18 protein-coding genes are annotated in these 21,667 nt (G+C 29.3%); 4 read left to right on the forward strand and 14 right to left on the reverse strand.

Going from position 1 to position 21,667, the window contains the following annotated elements:
* Window positions 1-84 precede the first annotated feature (84 nt).
* The 6 genes from BN2920_RS18685 to BN2920_RS18710 form a co-directional block, all read right to left on the reverse strand.
* The gene (locus tag BN2920_RS18685) at window positions 85-357 is read right to left on the reverse strand and encodes a hypothetical protein (RefSeq protein ID WP_058296476.1); all 273 of its coding nucleotides are present in this window, start codon (window positions 355-357) and stop codon (window positions 85-87) included.
* Window positions 358-639: 282 nt separating this feature from the next.
* Window positions 640-2,244: a xylulokinase gene (locus BN2920_RS18690; protein WP_058296477.1), complete on the reverse strand. Its 1,605-nt coding sequence runs from the start codon at window positions 2,242-2,244 to the stop codon at window positions 640-642.
* Between the two features lie 157 nt (window positions 2,245-2,401).
* Complete coding sequence (gene tkt / locus BN2920_RS18695) at window positions 2,402-4,393, reverse strand: transketolase (RefSeq protein ID WP_058296478.1); 1,992 nt, start codon at window positions 4,391-4,393, stop codon at window positions 2,402-2,404.
* A gap of 543 nt (window positions 4,394-4,936) precedes the next feature.
* A complete protein-coding gene (fsa, locus tag BN2920_RS18700) occupies window positions 4,937-5,587 on the reverse strand; it encodes a fructose-6-phosphate aldolase (RefSeq protein WP_058296479.1) in 651 nt (216 codons plus the stop codon).
* A 154-nt stretch (window positions 5,588-5,741) separates the two neighbouring features.
* The gene (locus tag BN2920_RS18705) at window positions 5,742-6,428 is read right to left on the reverse strand and encodes an L-ribulose-5-phosphate 4-epimerase (protein ID WP_058296480.1); all 687 of its coding nucleotides are present in this window, start codon (window positions 6,426-6,428) and stop codon (window positions 5,742-5,744) included.
* A gap of 151 nt (window positions 6,429-6,579) precedes the next feature.
* The gene (locus BN2920_RS18710) at window positions 6,580-7,653 is read right to left on the reverse strand and encodes a GntR family transcriptional regulator (RefSeq protein ID WP_058296481.1); all 1,074 of its coding nucleotides are present in this window, start codon (window positions 7,651-7,653) and stop codon (window positions 6,580-6,582) included.
* Window positions 7,654-8,037: 384 nt separating this feature from the next.
* Here BN2920_RS18710 and araA point away from each other — a divergent pair, with 384 nt between their 5' ends.
* From araA to BN2920_RS18725, 3 genes are all read left to right on the forward strand, one after another.
* On the forward strand, window positions 8,038-9,510 hold the full coding sequence (gene araA / locus BN2920_RS18715; protein WP_058296482.1) for an L-arabinose isomerase: 1,473 nt from the start codon (window positions 8,038-8,040) through the stop codon (window positions 9,508-9,510).
* A gap of 283 nt (window positions 9,511-9,793) precedes the next feature.
* The gene (locus BN2920_RS18720; RefSeq protein ID WP_058296483.1) at window positions 9,794-11,143 is read left to right on the forward strand and encodes a putative DNA modification/repair radical SAM protein; all 1,350 of its coding nucleotides are present in this window, start codon (window positions 9,794-9,796) and stop codon (window positions 11,141-11,143) included.
* Between the two features lie 23 nt (window positions 11,144-11,166).
* Window positions 11,167-11,907, forward strand: coding sequence for a TIGR03915 family putative DNA repair protein (locus BN2920_RS18725; protein WP_058296484.1), 741 nt, complete (start codon window positions 11,167-11,169; stop codon window positions 11,905-11,907).
* A gap of 424 nt (window positions 11,908-12,331) precedes the next feature.
* Here BN2920_RS18725 and BN2920_RS18730 read toward each other — a convergent pair whose 3' ends face one another.
* The 8 genes from BN2920_RS18730 to BN2920_RS18765 form a co-directional block, all read right to left on the reverse strand.
* Window positions 12,332-13,162 (reverse strand): phosphoenolpyruvate hydrolase family protein, encoded by an 831-nt coding sequence (locus BN2920_RS18730; protein ID WP_058296485.1) that lies wholly within the window; start codon window positions 13,160-13,162, stop codon window positions 12,332-12,334.
* 145 nt (window positions 13,163-13,307) lie between these two features.
* Window positions 13,308-14,516, reverse strand: a complete 1,209-nt coding sequence (locus tag BN2920_RS18735) for a Tm-1-like ATP-binding domain-containing protein (protein WP_058296486.1) — start codon at window positions 14,514-14,516, stop codon at window positions 13,308-13,310.
* Window positions 14,517-14,937: 421 nt separating this feature from the next.
* Window positions 14,938-16,131, reverse strand: coding sequence for a phosphoenolpyruvate hydrolase family protein (locus BN2920_RS18740; RefSeq protein WP_058296487.1), 1,194 nt, complete (start codon window positions 16,129-16,131; stop codon window positions 14,938-14,940).
* Between the two features lie 85 nt (window positions 16,132-16,216).
* The gene (locus tag BN2920_RS18745) at window positions 16,217-17,368 is read right to left on the reverse strand and encodes a methyl-accepting chemotaxis protein (protein ID WP_058296488.1); all 1,152 of its coding nucleotides are present in this window, start codon (window positions 17,366-17,368) and stop codon (window positions 16,217-16,219) included.
* Between the two features lie 689 nt (window positions 17,369-18,057).
* The gene (locus BN2920_RS18750; protein ID WP_058296489.1) at window positions 18,058-18,315 is read right to left on the reverse strand and encodes a hypothetical protein; all 258 of its coding nucleotides are present in this window, start codon (window positions 18,313-18,315) and stop codon (window positions 18,058-18,060) included.
* A gap of 224 nt (window positions 18,316-18,539) precedes the next feature.
* A complete protein-coding gene (locus tag BN2920_RS18755) occupies window positions 18,540-19,430 on the reverse strand; it encodes an HAD family hydrolase (protein ID WP_058296490.1) in 891 nt (296 codons plus the stop codon).
* Window positions 19,431-19,610: 180 nt separating this feature from the next.
* Entirely contained in the window at window positions 19,611-20,468 is an 858-nt protein-coding gene (rsiV, locus tag BN2920_RS18760; protein ID WP_058296491.1) for an anti-sigma-V factor RsiV, read from the reverse strand.
* Window positions 20,461-20,949 (reverse strand): RNA polymerase sigma factor, encoded by a 489-nt coding sequence (locus BN2920_RS18765; RefSeq protein WP_058296492.1) that lies wholly within the window; start codon window positions 20,947-20,949, stop codon window positions 20,461-20,463. Before BN2920_RS18765 ends, rsiV begins: the two co-directional genes overlap by 8 nt.
* Window positions 20,950-21,179: 230 nt before the next feature.
* Between BN2920_RS18765 and BN2920_RS18770 the strand changes: the two genes are divergently transcribed.
* Window positions 21,180-21,650, forward strand: coding sequence for a YbaK/EbsC family protein (locus BN2920_RS18770; protein ID WP_058296493.1), 471 nt, complete (start codon window positions 21,180-21,182; stop codon window positions 21,648-21,650).
* Window positions 21,651-21,667: the final 17 nt, after the last annotated feature.

The following is a 21,667-nucleotide window of genomic DNA, read 5'->3' on the forward strand; positions in this document are numbered from 1 at the left end:
TCCAACATTAATAAATTTATATTATCTTTCATTCTTAATCGTTTTCATTAGTATCATAAAAATGAAATGATATTGTTAAAGTAACTATCTATAGAAATTAAACGATAATTCAAAAAGGACTAACACCATCATGACTTTTCCATATGAATTGTTTACTAAAAATTTATAATCATTATTCTTCTTTTTATAGCTTAGATGCATTGTGACCATAGATACTATCACTAATGAAAATACTACTAATACATTGAAATTACATATGGCCAGTCCACTATCAATTAAAAAGAAATACAATAATAATAACGGAGCTACACCATAATAAAGTAGTTTGTTACATAACGTTACGTTCTTTTCACTCATTATTAATCCTCTCACTTTCTATCGAATTTTTCAAATTAGATATCGATTACATTATTAATTATACAAGCTTATACACTTTTACTCCATACAAAATTCTTCTCAAAATCATCGAAATTCTTAACACTTTTTAGAATATATAAAAATAAAAAACTGTCTTAAAATATGAAAATTATTTTCTATTTCAAGACAGTTTATATGCTATATTTTAATTTAAAGAGGCTAACTTATTTATACTACCAATTTTAAAATATTATCAATTATTCTAATACTCATTTTTTAACATTAAAAATTATCTATTGCAGCTCTTTCAATGGCAAGCCCATTAGTATAATGTTTGATGAATTCATTAAATCCTTCAACATCTTCTGGATTTGGGTCAATCTTTGTTCCCATTTTTCCTGCAAATACTTTGGCTGTAAGATACTCTTCTAATGTTTCATCTTCAGACTTATTAAGCATATATGATGCAAGTAATGCAATTCCCCATGCACCACCTTCTCCAGCAGTCTCCATAACTGAAACTGGAGCATCTATAGCTGCTGCCATAATCTTTTGTCCAACATCCTTAGTCTTAAACAATCCACCATGACCTAAAATTTGATCAAGTTTTACTCCTTCTTCTTTAAGAAGAAGGTCTAAACCTATTTTTAATGCACCCAATGCTGTAAACAAATGAACTCTCATAAAATTTGCCAAGTTAAATTTGCTTTCTGGTGAACGAACAAATAATGGACGCCCTTCCTCAAAGCCAGTTATGTGCTCCCCTGAGAAGTAATTATATGCTAATAAACCACCACAGTCTGAATCACCCTCAAGTGCCTTATTATATAAAGTTCCAAATAATTTATTCATATCAACTTCTATGCCAAATGCCTCAGAAAACTCTTTGAAAAGTCCAACCCATGCATTAAGATCTGAAGTGCAGTTATTACAGTGAACCATAGCTACTAGGTTTCCAGTAGGTGTAGTAACCAAATCAATTTCTTCATGTAATTTTGCTAATTCTTTTTCAAGCACAATCATTGCAAAAACAGATGTTCCTGCTGAAACATTACCTGTACGCTTTGCAATACTATTAGTTGCAACCATCCCTGTTCCTGCATCACCTTCTGGAGGGCAAAGTTGAATTCCTGGTTTTAAATTTCCTGTAACATCCAGAAGCTTTGCTCCTTCTTCTGTAAGAACCCCAGCACTTTCACCTGCCAGTAAAACTTTTGGAAATATATCTTCAAGCTTCAACGATAGATTTTTAGATACTATTAGATCATTAAATTGCTTAACCATATTAGCATTATAATCTTTTGTTTCTATATCAATAGGAAACATTCCCGATGCCTCTCCAACACCTAAAACCTTTTCACCAGTAAGTTTCCAATGTATATAACCTGCTAATGTTGTTTGGAAGTCAATATGTGCTACGTGTTCTTCTCCATTTAAAATTGCTTGATAAAGATGAGCAATACTCCATCTTTGAGGAATATTATAATTAAATAACTTTGTTAATTCTTCTGAAGCTTTTTCAGTAATAGTATTACGCCATGTACGGAATGGTACTAAAAGTTCGCCTTCTTTATCGAAAGCCATATATCCATGCATCATAGCACTGATTCCTATAGCACCTATTGTTTCAATAGTAACTCCATATTTTTGTTTAACATCGTCAGACATCTTAGCATAACTATCTTGCAGACCACTCCAAATATCATCTAATGTATAAGTCCATATATTATTAACATATCTATTTTCCCAATCATGACTTCCTGAAGCAATAGGTTCATTATCTTCATTAATCAAAACTGCCTTAATTCTAGTTGATCCAAGTTCAATACCAAGAACTGTCTTACCATTAATGATTGAATTTTTTATATCATTGATTTGTAAACTCATAAAATACCTCCACTATATCTTCATTTATTTTAATGAAAGCAAGCTATGCAAATAAATAATTTTATTAAATGCAGAACTTGCTTCCAGCATACAAATACTCTCTTTGTTACTTACCTTGTATTATATTATTTTTTCAACTTGTTTAGCCTTTAATTTCCTATTTATTAACAACCTTAACTGCTGTATCAACAACATTATCAACAGTGAATCCGAATTGCTTAAATAGCTCGTTTGCATTTCCTGATGCACCAAATGTATCAAGTGAGATTATCTCTCCATCTAAACCTACATACTTATGCCATCCAAATGAAGTTAATGCTTCAACTGCAACTCTCTTTCTTACACAGTTTGGAAGTACACTTTCCTTGTAATCTTCATCTTGTGCATCAAATAATTCGAAACACGGAATACTTACTACTCTTGCATCGATTCCTTTAACTTCTAATTCATCTGCTGCTTTATATATAAGTTCTACTTCTGAACCTGATGCCATTAAAATAACATCTGGAGTTTCTTTCTTAGATTCTTTTATTATATAACCACCTTTTAATGCTCTCTTTGGACATCCTTCATATAGTGGTAGTTTTTGTCTTGTTAACACTAATGATGTTGGTGTTTCCCCATTAGTTACAGCGTAATACCAAGCAGCTGCTGTTTCTTTTGAGTCGGCTGGTCTAAATACTGCCATATTAGGCATACTTCTAAGTGCTGCTAATTGTTCAATTGGTTGGTGAGTTGGGCCATCTTCTCCTACCCCAATACTATCATGAGTTAAGACATATGGTATTGGTAATTTCATAAGAGCTGATAATCTCATTGCACCTTTCATGTAATCACTAAATACAAAGAATGTTGAACAGAATACCTTAAGTCCACCATGAGCGTACATACCGTTAGTAATGGCTGCCATTGCATGCTCTCTTACTCCAAAATGAAGATTTTGTCCACTTCTATCTTCCGCTGAGAAGTCTCCCTTGTCTTTCATATAAGTCTTATTTGAAGGCGCTAAATCTGCTGAACCTCCCATTAAATTTGGAATTATATTAGCTAATCTATTTATAACTATTCCTGACGATTCTCTTGTAGCCATTTCTTTATCAAAGCTCCAGAATTCATCATTGTTTAATAATTCTTCTTTATCTATTTCATTCTTCATCCATTTAGTATATTCATCTGCTAATTCTGGATAAGCTTCTGAATATTGTTTAAATAATTCATGCCAGTTTTCTTCTTTCCATACACCTTCTCCAATATACTTGTCCATATTTGTATACACTTCGTCTGGTACATAGAATGCAGGTTCTAATTGCCATCCTAGATTTTCTTTTAATGCTCTTATATTTTCTTCTCCTAATGGCTCACCATGTGCTGATGCCTTACCTTGTTTGGCTGGGCATCCATACCCTATTACATTCTTCACAATTATAATTGATGGTCTTAAACTGTCTCTTTTTGCATCATCAATTGCATTTGAGATTGAATCTATATCATTTCCATTTTCAACTTTGATTACTTGCCAGCCATACGCTTCGTATCTCTTAGCAACATCTTCTCTAAATGCAATATCAGTATTACCTTCAATTGAAATATTATTTGAATCATAAAGTACAATTAATTTTCCAAGGCCTAATGTTCCAGCAAGTGATGAAGCTTCTCCTGAAATACCTTCCATAAGGCATCCATCACCAACAATTGCATATGTGTAGTGATCTACAATATTAAAATGTTCTTTGTTAAATTTTTCTGCAAGGTGAGCTTCTGCCATAGCCATACCTACTGCATTACATATACCTTGTCCAAGGGGTCCAGTTGTTATTTCAACACCTTTTGTGTGGCCGTATTCTGGATGGCCAGGAGTTAAACTTCCAACTTGTCTAAAGTTTTTAATATCTTCAATAGTTATTCCATATCCAAATAAGTGTAATAAAGAATATTCAAGCATTGATCCATGCCCTGCTGATAAAACAAATCTATCTCTATTATCCCAGTCTGGATTTTTTCCATTATGATTCATTTTTGTCCATAATGTAAATGCCATTGTAGCTGCTCCAAGTGGAAGACCTGGATGGCCAGAATTTGATTTTTGTATAGCATCTGCTGATAAAACTCTTATTGCATTAATAGATAATTTATCTAATTCTCTACTCATTGTTATCCTCGCTTTTTATTTATTTTATTTTTTATTAATCCCAAATATATAGACTCATCTTTTTGGGATCATCTCAAATCAATATATTAATTTGAGATAAAAATTTATTTACACACTCTAATCCGCATAAAATAAGAAAAGTTCCTCATTGCAGCATAGCTGCTCTTTGGCATATAATTCTTGGTTAGGTACGATCCTAGTAGTATAGCCCATCTTCATCTACTAATGAAGATGTTTCCTTAAGTAATTCCTTCTAATTCCCATTAAATAAGCAAATTCTTATATTCTTATATTCTTATATTCTTATATTCTTATATTCTTATATTCTTATATTCTTATATTCTTATATTCTTATATTCTGGGCATTTTTTCATTCTTCAAATATTTGTGCAATAAATTTCTTTTATTTAAAATCTGCTACGTTCATACTTTTAACTATCGTACTTTCTAATTATTCAATTTTTAAATGAAACTCACTATTCACATCCGTTCATAGGAGTAAGTTCGAGCAACCAAATATAAAATTTGGGCTCTCACTTAAATTTATTTATCTCCAAATGCAGCCGCCCAGTCCGCTTTAAATTTTTCAAGTCCTTGATCTGTTAATGGATGCTTTAACATTTGCTTAACTAATTCATAAGGTACTGTTGCTATATCTGCTCCTGCTTTTGCAGCTTCAATTACATGAATTGGATTTCTTACGCTTGCTGCAATTATTTTTGTTTCTATTCCATGTATTGCAAATATTTCTGCTATGTCTCTTACTAAATCCATACCTATCATTGATATATCATCTACTCTTCCAAGGAACGGACTTACATATGTTGCTCCTGCATTTGCTGCAAGTAATGCTTGTGTTGCTGAGAATATTAATGTTACGTTTGTTTTTATTCCTTCGCTTGCTAAAACTTTAGTTGCTTTTAATCCTTCACCTGTCATTGGGATTTTTACAATCATATTTTTATGAATCTTAGCAATTTCTCTACCTTCTTTTATCATTCCTTCAGCATCTTCACTTACTACTTCTCCACTTATTGGTCCATCTACTATTTCAGTAATTTCTTTTATTACTTCATTAAAATCTCTTCCTTCTTTGGCTACAAGTGATGGGTTTGTTGTTACACCAGAAATTACTCCCATCTCATTTACTTCTTTAATATATTCTACATTTGCTGTGTCTAAGAAAAATTTCATTTTAGATATCTCTCCCTTTTATTTAATATTTTTACTCTTTACTTATAGTTTATCTATGTTTTTATATTAATAAAATAATTTATTGTTAAGTAAGGATTGCCTTAAGCTCGGAGTTCCAATTCTGAAGATTAAAGCTTTACCTACTAACTTTTATTTATTGACCATAGTATGCATTTACACCATGTTTTCTTAAATAATGCTTGTCCAATAAAGTTTGATTAACTTTATCAACTCTAGTATTTAATGTCATAGTATTGTATGCCATTTGTGCAACCTTATCTAATACTACCGCATTATATACAGCATTATCAGGATCTTTTCCCCACGCAAATGGGCCATGATTCTTTACAACAATCGCTGGTACTTCTAGTGGATCTCTATCACCTATTGTTTCAACTATTACATTTCCTGTTTCCTTTTCATACTCACCATTTATCTCATCATCAGTTAAATCTCTTGTGCATGGTATATCTCCATAAAAGTAATCAGCATGTGTTGTTCCAAAAGCAGGTATTGACAATCCTGCTTGTGCAAAACTTGTTGCCCATTCAGAGTGTGTATGAACTACTCCCCCAATGTTTGGATAAGTATTATACATAACTAGGTGAGTAGGAGTATCTGTTGATGGTTTATATTTTCCTTCAACTATATTTCCATTCAAATCAAGTACTACCATGTCCTCAGCCTTCATAGTATCATAATCAACACCACTTGGCTTAATAACAACTAGTCCCATTTCTCTATCTATTCCACTTACGTTACCCCATGTATAAATTACAAGTCCTTTCCTTTGAAGTTCCATATTTGCTTCATATACCTTTTGCTTTAATTCTTCTAACATTTCTCTCCTCCTAAATTAATATTATTTATTTGCTGTATTAAATAGTTTTTATCGTGAGTCAATGTACGTACAAGTTTATATGAAATAAATTGATATATATTAAAATTTTTGTAATGCATAACTAGGATTTGTTATGCATCAAAAATTTTAATTAAATTCTTCTACATGATTCTCTTACTATTAATTCTGCATCATATACATATTGTGGTTTATCAATTCTACCTTCTATCATATCAATAATGCACTTTGCTGCCATTATTCCCATTTCTCTTTTAGGATGTTTTATTGTTGTAATTTTAATATCTGATGATACTGCTAAACTTGAATCATCGAAACTTACAATTGATAAATCTTTCGGTATTTCTAGTCCTTCTTTTCTGCAATTATCTATTACCCTCAGTGCAACTTTATCATTATAGCAAACTATTGCTGTAGGCGGGTTTTCTTGACTTAACATTTTTTTTACAAACTGATCAATATACATATCCTGATTATCGGTTATATATTCTCCTACAATTGATTTGTTAAAACACAAATTGTATTCCTGGAGTGCTTTAATATATCCTTTTCTCCTTCTTTCCCCCTGCATATCATCGGCTTTAAAAACTGCCGCTATATTTCTATGTCCAAGTCCTAATAAATAATTAGTTAGCTTATATCCACCTTGTTCATCATCAACAATTATATATGCTGAATTTTCTTCATCACAATTTGCATTTATAGCTATATATTGTATTCCTTTTTTCTCCAACTTAACAATGCTTTCATGATGAAGATTATTTATAGAACTTTGTGCTGGTTCAACAATTAATCCTGATATGTCCTGATTTATTATGTTCTCAAAACAAAGCTTTTCAGCTTCAATATCATTATTACTACTAAATAATAATAAGTTATAGCCTTTTTTTCTTAGTTCTTCTTCTATTCCTGAAATTATTCTTGGAAATATATAGTCTGAAATATAAGTTGTAAGTACTGCTACATTTTTTTTCTGCTCATTATTTTTTCTATTAGCAAAAAAACTTCCCTTTCCTCTCTCCTTATATATCCATCCTTCTTGAGCTAAGTAATTAAGTGCTTGCCTTACAGTATGTCTGCTAACATTAAAAATGCTTGCTATTTCATTTTCTGACGGTAATTGTTCCCCTGCTGAAACCTTATTTTCTTCTACAAGGTTCATGTAATACCTTTCGATAACTTCATGCTTTGTTTCAGCTTCTTTCATCTTTCTCAACTACTTCCATGAAATATATTATGCTATTATACAGCTTAATTCATATAATTATGTGCTAAGCTGTACGCACTAGCTGATTTGATTATATAACGTATAGATAACATTTTCAATACTTTTTCTTAAATTTATGGTTCTTTAAAGTATATAAATTAATCTTTAAAAATTAAAACATATTACTAAACTGGCTTATTTACTTTAGTCTACAATATTTGATGAAAAAATTATCCAAATAATTTCTTTTTGTACTTGTACGCACAATATTTTTATATTATAATATGCTTGTACTTACAAAAACGTCTTATTTAAAGAATATCTTGTAAAGGTATTACTAATTAGATATTACTTATTTAAAACTAAATTTAGGAGGAATGTTACATGTTAAAAGTTAAAAATTATGAATTTTGGTTCGTAACTGGAAGCCAACCTTTATATGGACCAGAAGTAATTGATCAAGTAAAAGAAAACTCAAAAAAAGTAGTTGAAGGCTTAAATGAATCAGGACTACCTTATAAAATAGTATTTAAAACAGTTACTACTGACTCTGAATCAGTAAGAAAAGTTTGTAATGAAGCTAATGTAGATGAAAATTGTGCTGGTATAATAACTTGGATGCATACTTTCTCACCTGCTAAGAATTGGATTCACGGTTTATCACAATTAAGAAAACCAATGCTTCACCTTCATACTCAATTTAATAGAGAGATTCCTTGGGATACTATTAATATGGACTTTATGAATTTAAATCAAGCAGCTCATGGTGATAGAGAATTTGGACATATATGCGCAAGATTACACATGCCAAGAAAGATAGTCGTTGGTTATTGGAAAGATGCTGATGTCTGTGAAAAAATAGCTAAATGGATGGCTCCAGCTATAGCTTTTGTTGAAGGAACTAATATCAGAGTAGCTCGTTTCGGAGATAACATGAGAAATGTTGCTGTTACTGATGGTGATAAGATTGAAGCTCAAATTAAGTTTGGTTGGACTGTTGACTACTATCCAGTTGGAGATTTAGTTGAATATATAAATAAAGTCACAGACACTCAAATCAATGAACTTATGGAAGAATATAAGAAGTTATATAATATAGATCCTGCTGCTGACATTGAATCTATTCGTGAACAAGCAAAAATTGAAATCGGGATGAGAACTTTCTTAGATGAAAGAAATTATAATTGCTTTGTAACAAACTTCCAAGCTCTTAATGGAATGAAACAACTTCCTGGCCTTGCAGCACAACATTTAATGTCTGAAGGATATGGATTTGGAGCTGAAGGAGATTGGAAGACTGCTGCTCTTGTTAGAGCTATGAAGATTATGGCTGATGGAAAAGGTACAGGCTTAATGGAAGACTATACTTATAACTTAGCAAAAGATGGCGAAACAATACTTGGAGCTCACATGCTTGAAGTGTGTCCTACATTATCAGATGAAAATTGCAAACCAACTATAGAAGTTCATCCTCTAGGAATTGGAGATAAAGAGCCACCCGCTCGTCTAGTATTTAAAGGTGCAAAAGGACATGCTGTTGCTGCTTCATTAATTGATATGGGTAACAGATTTAGATTAATCGTAAATAGTGTTGATGCTATAGATGTACCTCATGATATGCCTAATTTACCAGTTGCAAGTGTTCTTTGGAAACCACAACCTTCATTAAAAGTTGGTGCTGAAGCTTGGATTTTAGCTGGTGGAGCTCATCACACAAGTTTCTCATTCGTTGTTGATGAACAACAATTAATAGACTGGGCTGAAATGACTGGAATTGAATGTGTAATTATTGATAATGATACTAAAATTCCTGAATTCAAAAATACATTAAGATTAGGTGAACTTACTTGGAAATAATCTAATTTATTGTTTACTCTCATAACCTTTACTATAAACTTTAAATAGATGTGTAATTTATAGAATCCCCCCATTATTGTTTAGAAAATAGATCTTTGCACATCTATTTATTGAAATTTTATTTACAATCATAATCCTTATTGATATAAAAAATGAAAGCAATCTAGTAAAAAAATAATTTACTAGATTGTTTTCTTCTTGTATAAGAACATATATTCGTATATAATAATATTATTATATACGAATATATGTTCTTATTTGAATTATAAGGAAGTGCTTATATATGGACTTAATAGAAAAATTAAAAATCTTATCAAATGCAGCTAAATATGATGTTTCATGTTCTTCCTCTGGATCAAAGAGAAAAAATACTCCCTCTGGCCTTGGAAATGCTACTGAATGCGGAATATGTCATAGCTTTACTCCTGATGGAAGATGTATTTCTTTATTAAAGATCCTCTTTTCTAATGATTGCGTATTTGATTGCAAATACTGCATTAATGGAGCATCAAAGGATTTTCAAAGAGTTAGTTTCACTCCAAATGAAGTATGTAAACTTACTATCAATTTTTACAAACGTAATTATATTGAAGGTTTATTTTTAAGTTCTGCTATTATAAAAAATCCAAACTATACTATGGAACTTCTCCTTAAAACAGTTAAAAAATTGCGTACACAGGAGAATTTCAATGGATATATTCATTTAAAAGCTATTCCTGGTGCTGATCAAAAGCTTATTGAAAAAGCTGGAACATATGTCGATAGAATGAGTGTTAACATTGAACTGCCCTCAAGCGATAGCTTAAAACTATTAGCTCCTCAAAAAAGTAAAGAAAAAATACTGACCCCAATGAATACTATAAAAAATAACATAATTCAATATAAAGAGATGAAAAAAAACATAAGATCTACGCCTTTGTTTGTTCCTGGTGGTCAAAGCACACAGCTTATTGTAGGAGCCACACCTGAAAGTGATTCAAAAATCATCAAGTTATCAGAATCACTCTATAATAAATATGACTTGAAAAGAGTTTATTACTCTGCTTATGTTCCTGTAATTAAAGATAATAAATTTTTACCAAACATATCTCATCCTCCAATGGTAAGAGAACATAGACTTTATCAGGCTGATTGGCTACTTAGATTTTATGGATTTAAAGCAGATGAGCTATTAAAAGAAAATGAAAATTTTGATTTAAATTTTGATCCTAAAACTGGATGGGCTTTATCTAACTTAAACGAATTCCCTGTTGAAATAAATAAAGCACCATATGAAACACTTCTTAGAATTCCAGGTATAGGTGTTACATCCGCTTTAAAAATATTAAAAATAAGGAGAGTTCATAAATTAGACTTTGATGATCTGAAAAAACTAAGAATAGTTTTAAAAAGAGCTAGATATTTTATTACTTGTAACGGTAAATATTATGGTGATACCCTATTTAATAATGATTCAATAAAATTTAATATACTAAAGCAAGAATATTCATCAAAAAAACTAGTACATGATAACCAAATATCTTTTTTTGATTCTTATGACACTGATTTATCCAATTCTCACAATATTTTATTACCTAAAGCAAAACTTCCTAGTATTAGTGATAAAATTTCTTCACTATATGGTCAATTTTAATTTAAAGAAAGGAGAATTTAATTTTGATTACACTTTTATATGATGGAACATTTGAAGGATTACTCACTTGTATCTATGATGGATTTTATTATAAAACAACTATCTCAGGCATCTATAATAAGAAGCTTAATGATATCCCTCTACTTCTAGAGAATATTATTGATGTTAATACTGATTTGATTAAATTTTCTAAAGTAAAATCATCAATTATAAATAAAATAAATAAATTATGCTTAAAGAAAATCTATATCGCATACTTAAGTAACTATACTAATAAAGAAATATTAATATTTAATTATTTGAAAACAGCTTTTAAAATTGGATCTAACATACATTCATTTTTACATATTGATGAGGTAAGGTTAATAGATCAAATAAACAAACGTGTTAATGATGAAATTCATAGGTTTAGAGGGTTCATAAGATTTAACTATATAGATAATATTTTTCTCTATGCTTCAATTGAGCCAGATAATGATATATTAGAATTTTTAGGTGATTATTTTAAAAATCGCTTTTCAAATGAATATTGGATAATTAATGATATTAGTAGAAAAAAGGCTATTATGTACAATAAAACTCAATACGAAATAATTGATTTTACCTTAGAAGATTCAAATAAGCTCTCCTCATACAAAGATGAATATCAAAAATTATGGAAGACTTATTTTAAGTCTACTACAATTGAAGAAAGAAAAAACTTAAGATTACAAACTAGAATGATGCCTAAGCGATATTGGAAACATATATTTGAAACTAAATAATGACCCGTAAAAAATTTTGTGTAAACTAAATAAAAGCAAATCCTCCTTGCAATAATTGGAATAATAAATTATTATGCAAAAAATGCATAACAAAAGTAATTTAATAAAAGACATTAAAGAATAAAAAGTAGAAAATATCCTTAGAATCTGTAATTCCTAGAATATTTTCTCCAATAACCATTTGTAAAAATTAGTATTCAACAACCTATCATATGAAATACTATTAATTCTACTTTCCATATGATTGTCCAAATATTTTATCCACATCTCATTTTAATATAAGTATTCATCTATAACTTCATAAATAATATTAGATAATATTTAATATTCCATTTATCTTCTTAATACTATCTGAACTCTATAAAATAATTTATACAATAAATTTAATATTCCATATTTAATAACCAATTAAAATACTTACAATTTATTTTGTTATTGATTTAAATAATCCTGTTTGTTCCCTAATACCCTTCTCAGCCGCAAATCTTTCAATACTTGATGCACCAAAGAATCCATCTATTCCTTGTGTTTTTTCAATTATGTATGCAGCATCTTCTGGTTCTGCAATAGGACCACCATGGCAGATCACCATGATATCTGGATTAACTTCTCTACCTGCTTTAATAATATCTTCGATTTTTTTCACACAATCATCTAATGTAAGAGCTGTTTTTGCTCCAATTGTGCCTTTAGTAGTTAAACCCATATGTGCTACTAAAATATCTGCGCCAGCTTCTGCCATTGCTTTTGCTTGTTCTGGATCAAATACGTATGGAGTTGTAAGCATGTCTAATTCATGTGCTTTTCTAATCATTTCTACTTCTAAACAATATCCCATTCCTGTTTCTTCAAGATTTTGTCTGAATGTACCATCAATTAAACCTACTGTTGGAAAATTTTGAACTCCACTAAACCCCTGGTCTTTAAGTTGTTTTAAATATATTTCCATTATTCTAAATGGGTCTGTTCCACATACACCTGCTAATACTGGTGTGTGTTTTACAACAGGCAATACTTCTGAACCCATTTCAACTACAATTTTATTTGCATCTCCATAAGATAATAATCCTGCAAGCGAGCCACGACCAGCCATTCTATATCTTCCAGAATTATAAATAATAAGCATATCAGCTCCACCAGCTTCACTGCTTTTAGCAGTAATACCTGTACCTGCTCCTACTCCTACTAGTATCTTTCCATTCTCAACTTCTCCTTTGAATTTTGCCATAATCTCTTTTCTTGTCATTGTATTCATTTCTAATTCCTCCTAAATATTTGTATATTAATTCACTAAACTAATATATCCATACAAAACCTTTATAATATTTACAAATGCAATCCAAAGCATACAAATAATTCTATTATTCAAATCATATGCAGCTGCCACTATTTTATATATTCTATTTATTCATCAAATCTATTAACTTTTGCGCTGCTGCTTCTGCAAATTCTACATCATTAATAGCACAATTCATTTCTATTACCTCTACGCTGTTTTTGTTTACACCATTTCTTAAAGTATCAAATAACATCTTATCTTCTTCTACACCATAAAACGGCTGTCCTTCTACATCAATTCCTGATATGCCTTTCAAAGGTAACATTAAAGTAGTTTTATCTTTTGCCATGTTTAATTTTTCAACAAGCTTTTTACCAATCGCTTCATTTTCTTCTACATTTGTTCTCATTAATGTTACTGTAGGATTGTGTTTATATAAGTTACGTCTCTCAAATTTCTTTGGTACTGTATCATATGTTCCAAAGTTACACATATCAAGTGCTCCTACTGATACAACTTGTGGAATATGATTTTTACTTGCTGCCTCTAGACGATATGGCCCTGCATTCAAAACTCCGCCAATAATTTCATCTGCCCATTCTGTTGTTGTAAGATCTAATACCCCTTCAATAAATCCACCTGCAATAAGTGCTTCCATAGACTGTCCACCTATACCTGTTGCATGGAATATAAGCACTTCATAGCCTCTCTTCTCAAGATATTTGGTAGCTGCTGTTACACATGGAGTGGTTACCCCAAACATAGTTGCAGCAATCAGTGGTTTTTTATCAACTACCTTTGTATTTTCAAATTTAACCATGCCTGCAATTGCAAATACTGCATTTGTGAAAATCTTTGTTGAAATTGAATTAATTCCTGCAACATCTACTATAGATGGCATCATAACAATATCACTTGCGCCTACATATGGAGCTGTATTTCCTGATGCTACTGTTGATACCATGACTTTTGGTACTCCAATTGGAAGAGCTCTCATAGCTGGTGTTACTAATGAAGTTCCACCAGTACCACCAAAAGAAATAATTCCATGAAATTTACCTTGTTTATATAATTTAAGAACTAATTTTTCCATACCTTTTGATAATACTTCTGTTGCTAACGCTCTGTCTTTTTTATCAACTAGAGTCTTAATATCCATACCAGCTGCTTCTGCTACTTGAGTATTTGATACATCCGGTTTAAATGTTGGTTCAAACACACCTGTGTGAATTGTAAAGGTACCTAATCCCAAACTTTCAATTAATTCCTTTACATATAAATATTCCGCACCTTTTGTATCAAATGTTCCTGCAATTGCTATTGTTTTCATTTTCTCAATCTCCCATTAAACTTTATTTTTTATAATTTAATCTTCTATGCAAATTTTTTGAAGAAAGTTTTCCTAAAAAAACAGTATGATTAACTATAAATTAATCATACTGTTTTCAAATATTAACGTAAACGCTTTTATGTATCATGTTTTTGTATTTATGTTATATTTTAGATTTGTATTGTTTTTAAGTATATCTCTTGTAGGTTTTAAATATTTCACCAATATGATTAAACAAAAATAAGTACCTTTCGGCACTCAAAATTGATCTTTAGAGTTAAAAATTATTTTATAATTGATTTGAAAGCTTCTGTTACTTATATTTTTTAATAATTTTATCCCAAAATAATATTATTAACTAAATTGATCATATTTGTTTTTAATCATTAATATACATACTTTCACATCTTATTTTTTGTGTTTATGTTGTATTTCTAGATTTATATTGTTTCGGAGAGCAGCCTTTATACTTTTTAAACATTTTACTAAACTGTGCATAATCTTCATAACCAACTAATATTGCCAACTGTGATAATTGAATATTTTTTTTATTCAAAATCTCTGTTGCTTTATTTATACGAAATTTGACTAAATACTCCGGGAAATTACATCCTACTTCCTTTTTAAACAAACTACTTAGATAGCTCCTAGATATATGAGCTGCATTAGCTAGATCTAAAAATGAAATATCATTCATGTAATTTTTAGCAACATATTCTTTTACAAATTCAACATAATTATAGTTCTTTGTAATTCCATCTAACATTTTAACCATTAAACCATCTTCCTCAAGTTTAGACGATGCTTTAAAGGCTTTTGTTATATTTGTAATGGTTTTTTCTGATGGAATTCTTTCAAATGCAGATCCACCTATATATCCCATTAAATCTTCATTATTGCCATACATATATTGAACATCAATTGGTGTTTTCACTGGTCCACCATAAATCAGTTTAATTATATCTGGCTTCAACTCATTACATTTATTAAATATTCTTTCTATTTTAACTTTAGCAGCTTCAAGCGAAAATACTTTTTTTGCCCCTAATACGCCTCCTCCTGTTAACCCTAAATGTACACAAATAACATCAGTTCCAGCATCAATCATTTGAGCTGCCTGGATTTCATCAAATACAAAAGCAACTGTAAACAGACCTTTTTCATGAGCTATTTTTATAGCTTCTACTTCAATTGAATAGCTATCTCCATCTTCTTCAAGAGCTTGGCTAAATTGACCATCTATTAATCCAACTGTAGGATAGTTATTAATACCATCGACTCCCATATTTTTTATTTCATCTATATAATTCTCTAAATCCTTTGTAGGATCAGTTGCATTGAGCCCAAAAATAATTGGTATATCTTTTACTAGTGGCAATATTTCTCTCGAAACAAATTTCATTACCATATCATTACTATTACAAAATGGCAAGAAACCTGCTAGTGAGCTTCTACCCATTTGACGAAATCTCCCCGAATTTAAAATTAAAAGGAAATCCGCTCCACCATTTTGTGAATACTTTGCAGTTACTCCTGAACTTGTTGCTACACCAATAATATGAGATCCATTTTTTACTTGTGATTTAAGATTTTCTAATATTTTTTCTCTTTTCACTTTTGGTAATCACCTCTATTTTTTATATTAACTCATTTACCAGTTCTTTTTCTCTAAGTATTAAGTAATAATAACAATAAAAAATTTATACTTTCTTTGCAATTACATTCAAGTTTTCAGCCAAAGCAGTGATTTCTCCTATACCGGCTATAATTTCTTCTGTAGCTGCTGCCTGTTCCTCGCTTGAAAATATGGATTGTTTGCTTTTTTTACCAGCTTCCTCTACTCTAGTTTTGATATCCTCAGTTAATTTTTTAATTTGAGGAACCGTATTTTTTGACTGGTCGGACAATTTTCGTATTTCATTGGCAACAACACTGAAACTTTTTCCAGCAGCTCCAGCTCTAGCTGCTTCAATAGCTGCATTTAATCCAAGCATATTTGTTTCTTCTGCAATTTTCTTAATAAATACTGAAACATTATTAATTTCATCTGAAAGACTTATTATTCCTTTTATAACTGAATCAAGTTCTAATTCATTTGTGTGAATATTAGTTGATGAATCAGCCAATTGTTTAATTGCTTGAGATATTTCAGTAAGACCACAATTTAAATCATCAGACATTCCACGTAAATATCCTGCTGTTTTCTTTGGTATAACAAATCCAAATGTTCCTACTACTTCATTAGAATCATCTTCATCAAATAATGGATAATTTACAGTAAGCGCAGGCACACCATATCTACTAGCATCTACTTCTTTAAATACTATCTGTTTTGTTTTTATAGTTGTATAAGCAATATTACCTTCAGTTAATTCATATCCTGCATGTCTATCTGGTAAATCAAACTCCTTTGATGATTGATGCTGAATGTTTTTTTTCAAATCTGATATGTACAAAAATACGCCTTCTGGAAACATTCTAGAAAGCATTGGTGCAAAATTTCCAAATGAAGCTATAATGGGATGTACTCTTTTAAATCCTATAAAAAAAGCTCCATTAACATTATCATCTTCACCAGTAATAGGTATTGAAATTATAGTTAATGGAATTCCACTTACTGAATCCGTGATTTTTTTAGTCAATACTTTTTTCTCACGAATAGACATAAGCTGTATGCTATTGTAATCAAGTTTTTCCCCAATTGAAAATATATCTATATCGAATGAATTAGATGATTTCTTCCAAGTTATCGTATCACCTTCTATAATTCCAAAGGTAACACCACTTGGTATAAATTTAACAAATATTTCAAAAACAATCTTTATTCCCATCAATTCCTTTATATTAATCAAATCTTCAGATCCTTTCTATATTAAGTCTATATTTTTTCTCAAGCGTTGTTGTATAGTATTACAAACTATTCTAATAATTTAAACATTATAAATTGTATAGTTTTTCAATCAATAATAAATGAAGAAACTATACAAAAATCACTCTATACTCTTAGGCCTGCACTATTTTTATACAGCTTGCCTCATCTCATCAAAATTATTCCACTAACACTACTATGTGACAATTTTAATTAATGCGTTATTAATTATTGATTGTAAATATATTCAAATACTTACTCTTTAGATAAAATATGAATTAAATATACAGTTTTTATCCATTAGGGTAAATATTTTTATGTAACATATTTTTGTGTTTATGTTATATTTTAAAATTCATATTGATTTGTAACTACTCAGCTATAGTCATTTAATTTTTAATAAGTATAATTTTAGGTATAACAAATATGGGTATCAACAATATGTAGTACCCATTAAAATATTGGCAACTTTGTGCACTCTTATATTGGCCTTAATACTTAGGTTATAGAAAATTGCTTACATTGGCACTTAGATTTTACTTTTAAAGATGATAAAAAACCACCCCTGAATAAAAATGTTTCTAGGAATTTGCAAATAATAAAGAAAATATTATTTATATTAGTATTTTAAGGTGATTCAATTACTTGTAAATTGGTATTATTACTAATCATTTATAAAAAATAGCCCTCAAATACACTGCTATTTACAACTGGCACAATGTTTATAAATAATGCTTGATATCCTGGTATAGTTTTTATTGCTCTTTTTACCATCATCATTCCTTTTTTATCATCATTTATGAGTGATTCAAAAAACATTCTCATGCCTTCTATTTTTTGTAATTTAAAAACATAATTATCTTCTATTTTTATATTTTCAATAACTGTAACAATATCAGATTGCCTCCATACACAATTTACTAAAATCAAAAATACCGCCTCCTTATCTTCCTTATATAACTATATTAATTATAACCTATAAAAATATATTATAAATATATTCTTTAATTTTTAGAAATATATTCTATAAATTTATATATAAAAAATCGTCAAGGTACTATGTTCTTATCCATTTGTTAAATATGAATCTAATATTAATGTATTAACTTTAATTAAAAAAAGCTCTTACTTTTACGAAGAGCTTTTTATAATTTCTATTTTTCATTATTTATCATTGTTTCCATTTCATTGTTAAGAACTCTATAAATAGCTTTTGCAACCCCTAAATCACTATTTGCTTCAGTTACATATTTAGCTATTTCTTTAACTTCTGGTATTGCATTCTTCATTGCAACACTTTCTTCAAATATTTCAAACATTGAATAATCGTTAAAACTATCCCCAAGAATCATAACATCATTTTTATTTATTCCTAATTTCCCTGCTACTTTTTCTAAGATTATTCCTTTTTGTGCATTCTTATCTGTTATTTCTATGTTATCTCTAAATGAAGATGATACTGCTAATCCTTCAAGTCTTCCCATCTTTTTCTTAACTGTATCTATTAAATTGATGTCTTTATGAAATGCTACAAATTTTCTTACTTCAACATCCTGCTTAAAAAATTCTTCTATATCTTTTACATATTGCAAACTTACAAAAAAAGGTTCCTTTTTTGCTTGTTCCCGTGCTTCTTCCATTGACATCTCTGGATTAAAAGATAATGTTCTATACGTCACTTCTTGAAGTGCATCCTCTTCAGATGATGTTGTATAAACTCCTTTATCAGTAAAAATACGAGCTGTAAGATTATTTTCTTTTAATATATACATTATATCTTTTGCTGTTACATCATTTATATTTATTACTTCTAATATATTGCCATCTTCATCTCTATATTCTGCTCCATTAGAAAGAACACATTGGCATTTTATATTATGTTTATCTAATACACATTTAACACTCTCATATTCTCTACCTGTAGATATTGCAAAAATTATTCCCGCTTCTTCAGCCTTTCTAATTGCTTCAACTGTCTCTATATCTATATCATGTTCATCATTTAATAGTGTTCCATCCATATCAGATGCTATAAGTTTTATCATTAGAATCACTCCAATCTATATATTTATATCTCCTATAATATTATCATATATTATTGGCTAAATTATAAAAGAATAAATATTTTTTTATAATTTATAAAATCATCATTAATTCTACTTGAATTTAAAAGAAAAAAATACTTGTAATAACAAGTAGTTACTACAAGCATTTTTATTAATATTTTATTTTAGATTATCAACTATCTCCTTTGGAATAACAAACTCAACAGGTCCCATATATCCTGGTGCTACTTCATATTCATCAAAGCAGATAACAAGATCATTATTAGAGTTTATATAGAAATCTTGATTCTCTGCTATCTTTTTAAAATCATCTTCTGCGAAATCTTTCTCACTATCTATAAAATAGCTCTTTCCTTCATCTTCTTTCATTTGTTTTCTCATTTGTTCTTTTATATTATCACTAATTACATCTACATATGATTTATCTTTAAATATTAATGGTAATGTTAAAACAACTTGTTTTTCCTTATCTATTACATAATGTTTTCTTGTTTCATATCCTGATGCTTGTATTTCTGATTTACTTACTTCAATAGATAAAATACTATCTGTTTCACTTTTTATTTTATAATCCATTCCTACATACTTTTTTCCTTCTCCTATATCTGGTATTTCTTTAATTAAATTTTCGTAAGCTTCTTTTCCTTGCTTCATAAATTCTTCATTTAAATTATCTTGTAATTCTTTATTCTTTAATCCATCTATCTTTGAAACATTAATATCTGCTTCTACATTTTTATCATTAACCTTATAATTTTTTACTACAACAAGGTTAACTAAATTCCCCACTATTGGAACTTCCTTTACTGCATCAGCAAATGCTGGACTAACATTTAGCATTCCTATAACTACAGCAACGCTTGCTGCAACACCAATAAAACCTTTTTTCATATTAATCCCTCTTTTCTTTATTTTTTTACTTTCTTTTATAGCTTCATTAACTCTATCTTCTAATTTATCAGATATCTTTATATTCATATAATCTTCAATTAAATCGTCTATTTTTCTATTATTCATATAAATCATTACCTTTCATTTCAATCTTCAATTTTTTCAATGCTGTATATAAACGACTTTTTATTGTATTAACATTTTCATCTAGCATATTAGCAATCTCATCAATCTTAAAATCCTCAAAATATCTTAATATTATAATTGTTTTATATTTTGTAGGTATTTTATTAAGAGCATTATCTAAATCAATGTTTTTATACTCATCATAATCTGATTCTTCTAACATGTTATCCATTGGTATATACTTTTTATTTTTTCTAATAAAATCGATACTTGTCCTTATCAATATTTTATAAAACCAAGGTTTAATTTTTTCTAAATCTTTTAAAGAGTCTATAGAACTCAATGCTTTATAAATAGCTTCTTGAACAACATCTAATGCATCTTCTTCATTTTGAGTATAAGAATATGCTATTTTATAAAAAATATTTCTATTTTCCACAATATAATTTTCTATCCTTTTTTCTTTAAAGATCCCTATCATTGTTTCTTCCTTTCTATATGGCCGAAAAGTACTTTTCTTTATACTATATAGACGAGCTATGTGTACTAAAAAGTTTTAAGATTATTATATTAAAATTCATAAATATATCAACATAAAATATTCAAAACCATTCTATTGATTATTTATTATATTTTTTATGATATAATTGTTAATATGTCACTTAATATAGCAATATTTATAAAAATTAATCATAGAAGGAGATGTCGAAATTGTCAGTTGAAAGTGTACGTGAATATTTAAAGAAATTTAATAAGGCTAATGAAGTATTAGAATTTGATGTTTCTAGTGCGACCGTAGAGTTAGCTGCTGAGGCTTTATCTACAGAACCTGCTAGGATAGCTAAATCCTTATCATTCAAAGATGAAGATGGGTGCATATTAATTGTTACTGCCGGGGATGGCAAAGTAAATAATTCAAAATTCAAGAAAACTTTTGGATTCAAACCAAAAATGCTTTCCTTTGAAGAAGTTTCTACATATACAGGTCACCCTGTTGGTGGTGTATGCCCATTTGATAATCCATCTAATGTTAAAGTATATACTGATATTTCATTAAAACGATTTGAAGCAGTATATCCTGCATGCGGAAGTCCTAATTCAGCCATAAAACTTACTTGTAATGAGCTTTTTGAAATGTCAAATAGTATTGATTGGATTGATGTTTGTACAGGATGGGAATAATCAACAAAAATCTGATA

Source organism: Clostridium neonatale, from assembly GCF_001458595.1.
Lineage (GTDB): Bacteria > Bacillota > Clostridia > Clostridiales > Clostridiaceae > Clostridium > Clostridium neonatale.

Excerpts from the sequence above, each read along its gene's own strand:
- BN2920_RS18685 (WP_058296476.1), bottom strand. The coding sequence starts at position 357 with ATGAGTGAAAAGAACGTAACGTTATGTAACAAACTACTTTATTATGGT.
- BN2920_RS18690 (WP_058296477.1), bottom strand. The coding sequence starts at position 2,244 with ATGAGTTTACAAATCAATGATATAAAAAATTCAATCATTAATGGTAAG.
- tkt (WP_058296478.1), bottom strand. The coding sequence starts at position 4,393 with ATGAGTAGAGAATTAGATAAATTATCTATTAATGCAATAAGAGTTTTA.
- fsa (WP_058296479.1), bottom strand. The coding sequence starts at position 5,587 with ATGAAATTTTTCTTAGACACAGCAAATGTAGAATATATTAAAGAAGTA.
- BN2920_RS18705 (WP_058296480.1), bottom strand. The coding sequence starts at position 6,428 with ATGTTAGAAGAATTAAAGCAAAAGGTATATGAAGCAAATATGGAACTT.
- BN2920_RS18710 (WP_058296481.1), bottom strand. The coding sequence starts at position 7,653 with ATGAAAGAAGCTGAAACAAAGCATGAAGTTATCGAAAGGTATTACATG.
- araA (WP_058296482.1), top strand. The coding sequence starts at position 8,038 with ATGTTAAAAGTTAAAAATTATGAATTTTGGTTCGTAACTGGAAGCCAA.
- BN2920_RS18720 (WP_058296483.1), top strand. The coding sequence starts at position 9,794 with ATGGACTTAATAGAAAAATTAAAAATCTTATCAAATGCAGCTAAATAT.
- BN2920_RS18730 (WP_058296485.1), bottom strand. The coding sequence starts at position 13,162 with ATGAATACAATGACAAGAAAAGAGATTATGGCAAAATTCAAAGGAGAA.
- BN2920_RS18735 (WP_058296486.1), bottom strand. The coding sequence starts at position 14,516 with ATGAAAACAATAGCAATTGCAGGAACATTTGATACAAAAGGTGCGGAA.
- BN2920_RS18755 (WP_058296490.1), bottom strand. The coding sequence starts at position 19,430 with ATGATAAAACTTATAGCATCTGATATGGATGGAACACTATTAAATGAT.
- rsiV (WP_058296491.1), bottom strand. The coding sequence starts at position 20,468 with ATGAATAATAGAAAAATAGACGATTTAATTGAAGATTATATGAATATA.
- BN2920_RS18765 (WP_058296492.1), bottom strand. The coding sequence starts at position 20,949 with ATGATAGGGATCTTTAAAGAAAAAAGGATAGAAAATTATATTGTGGAA.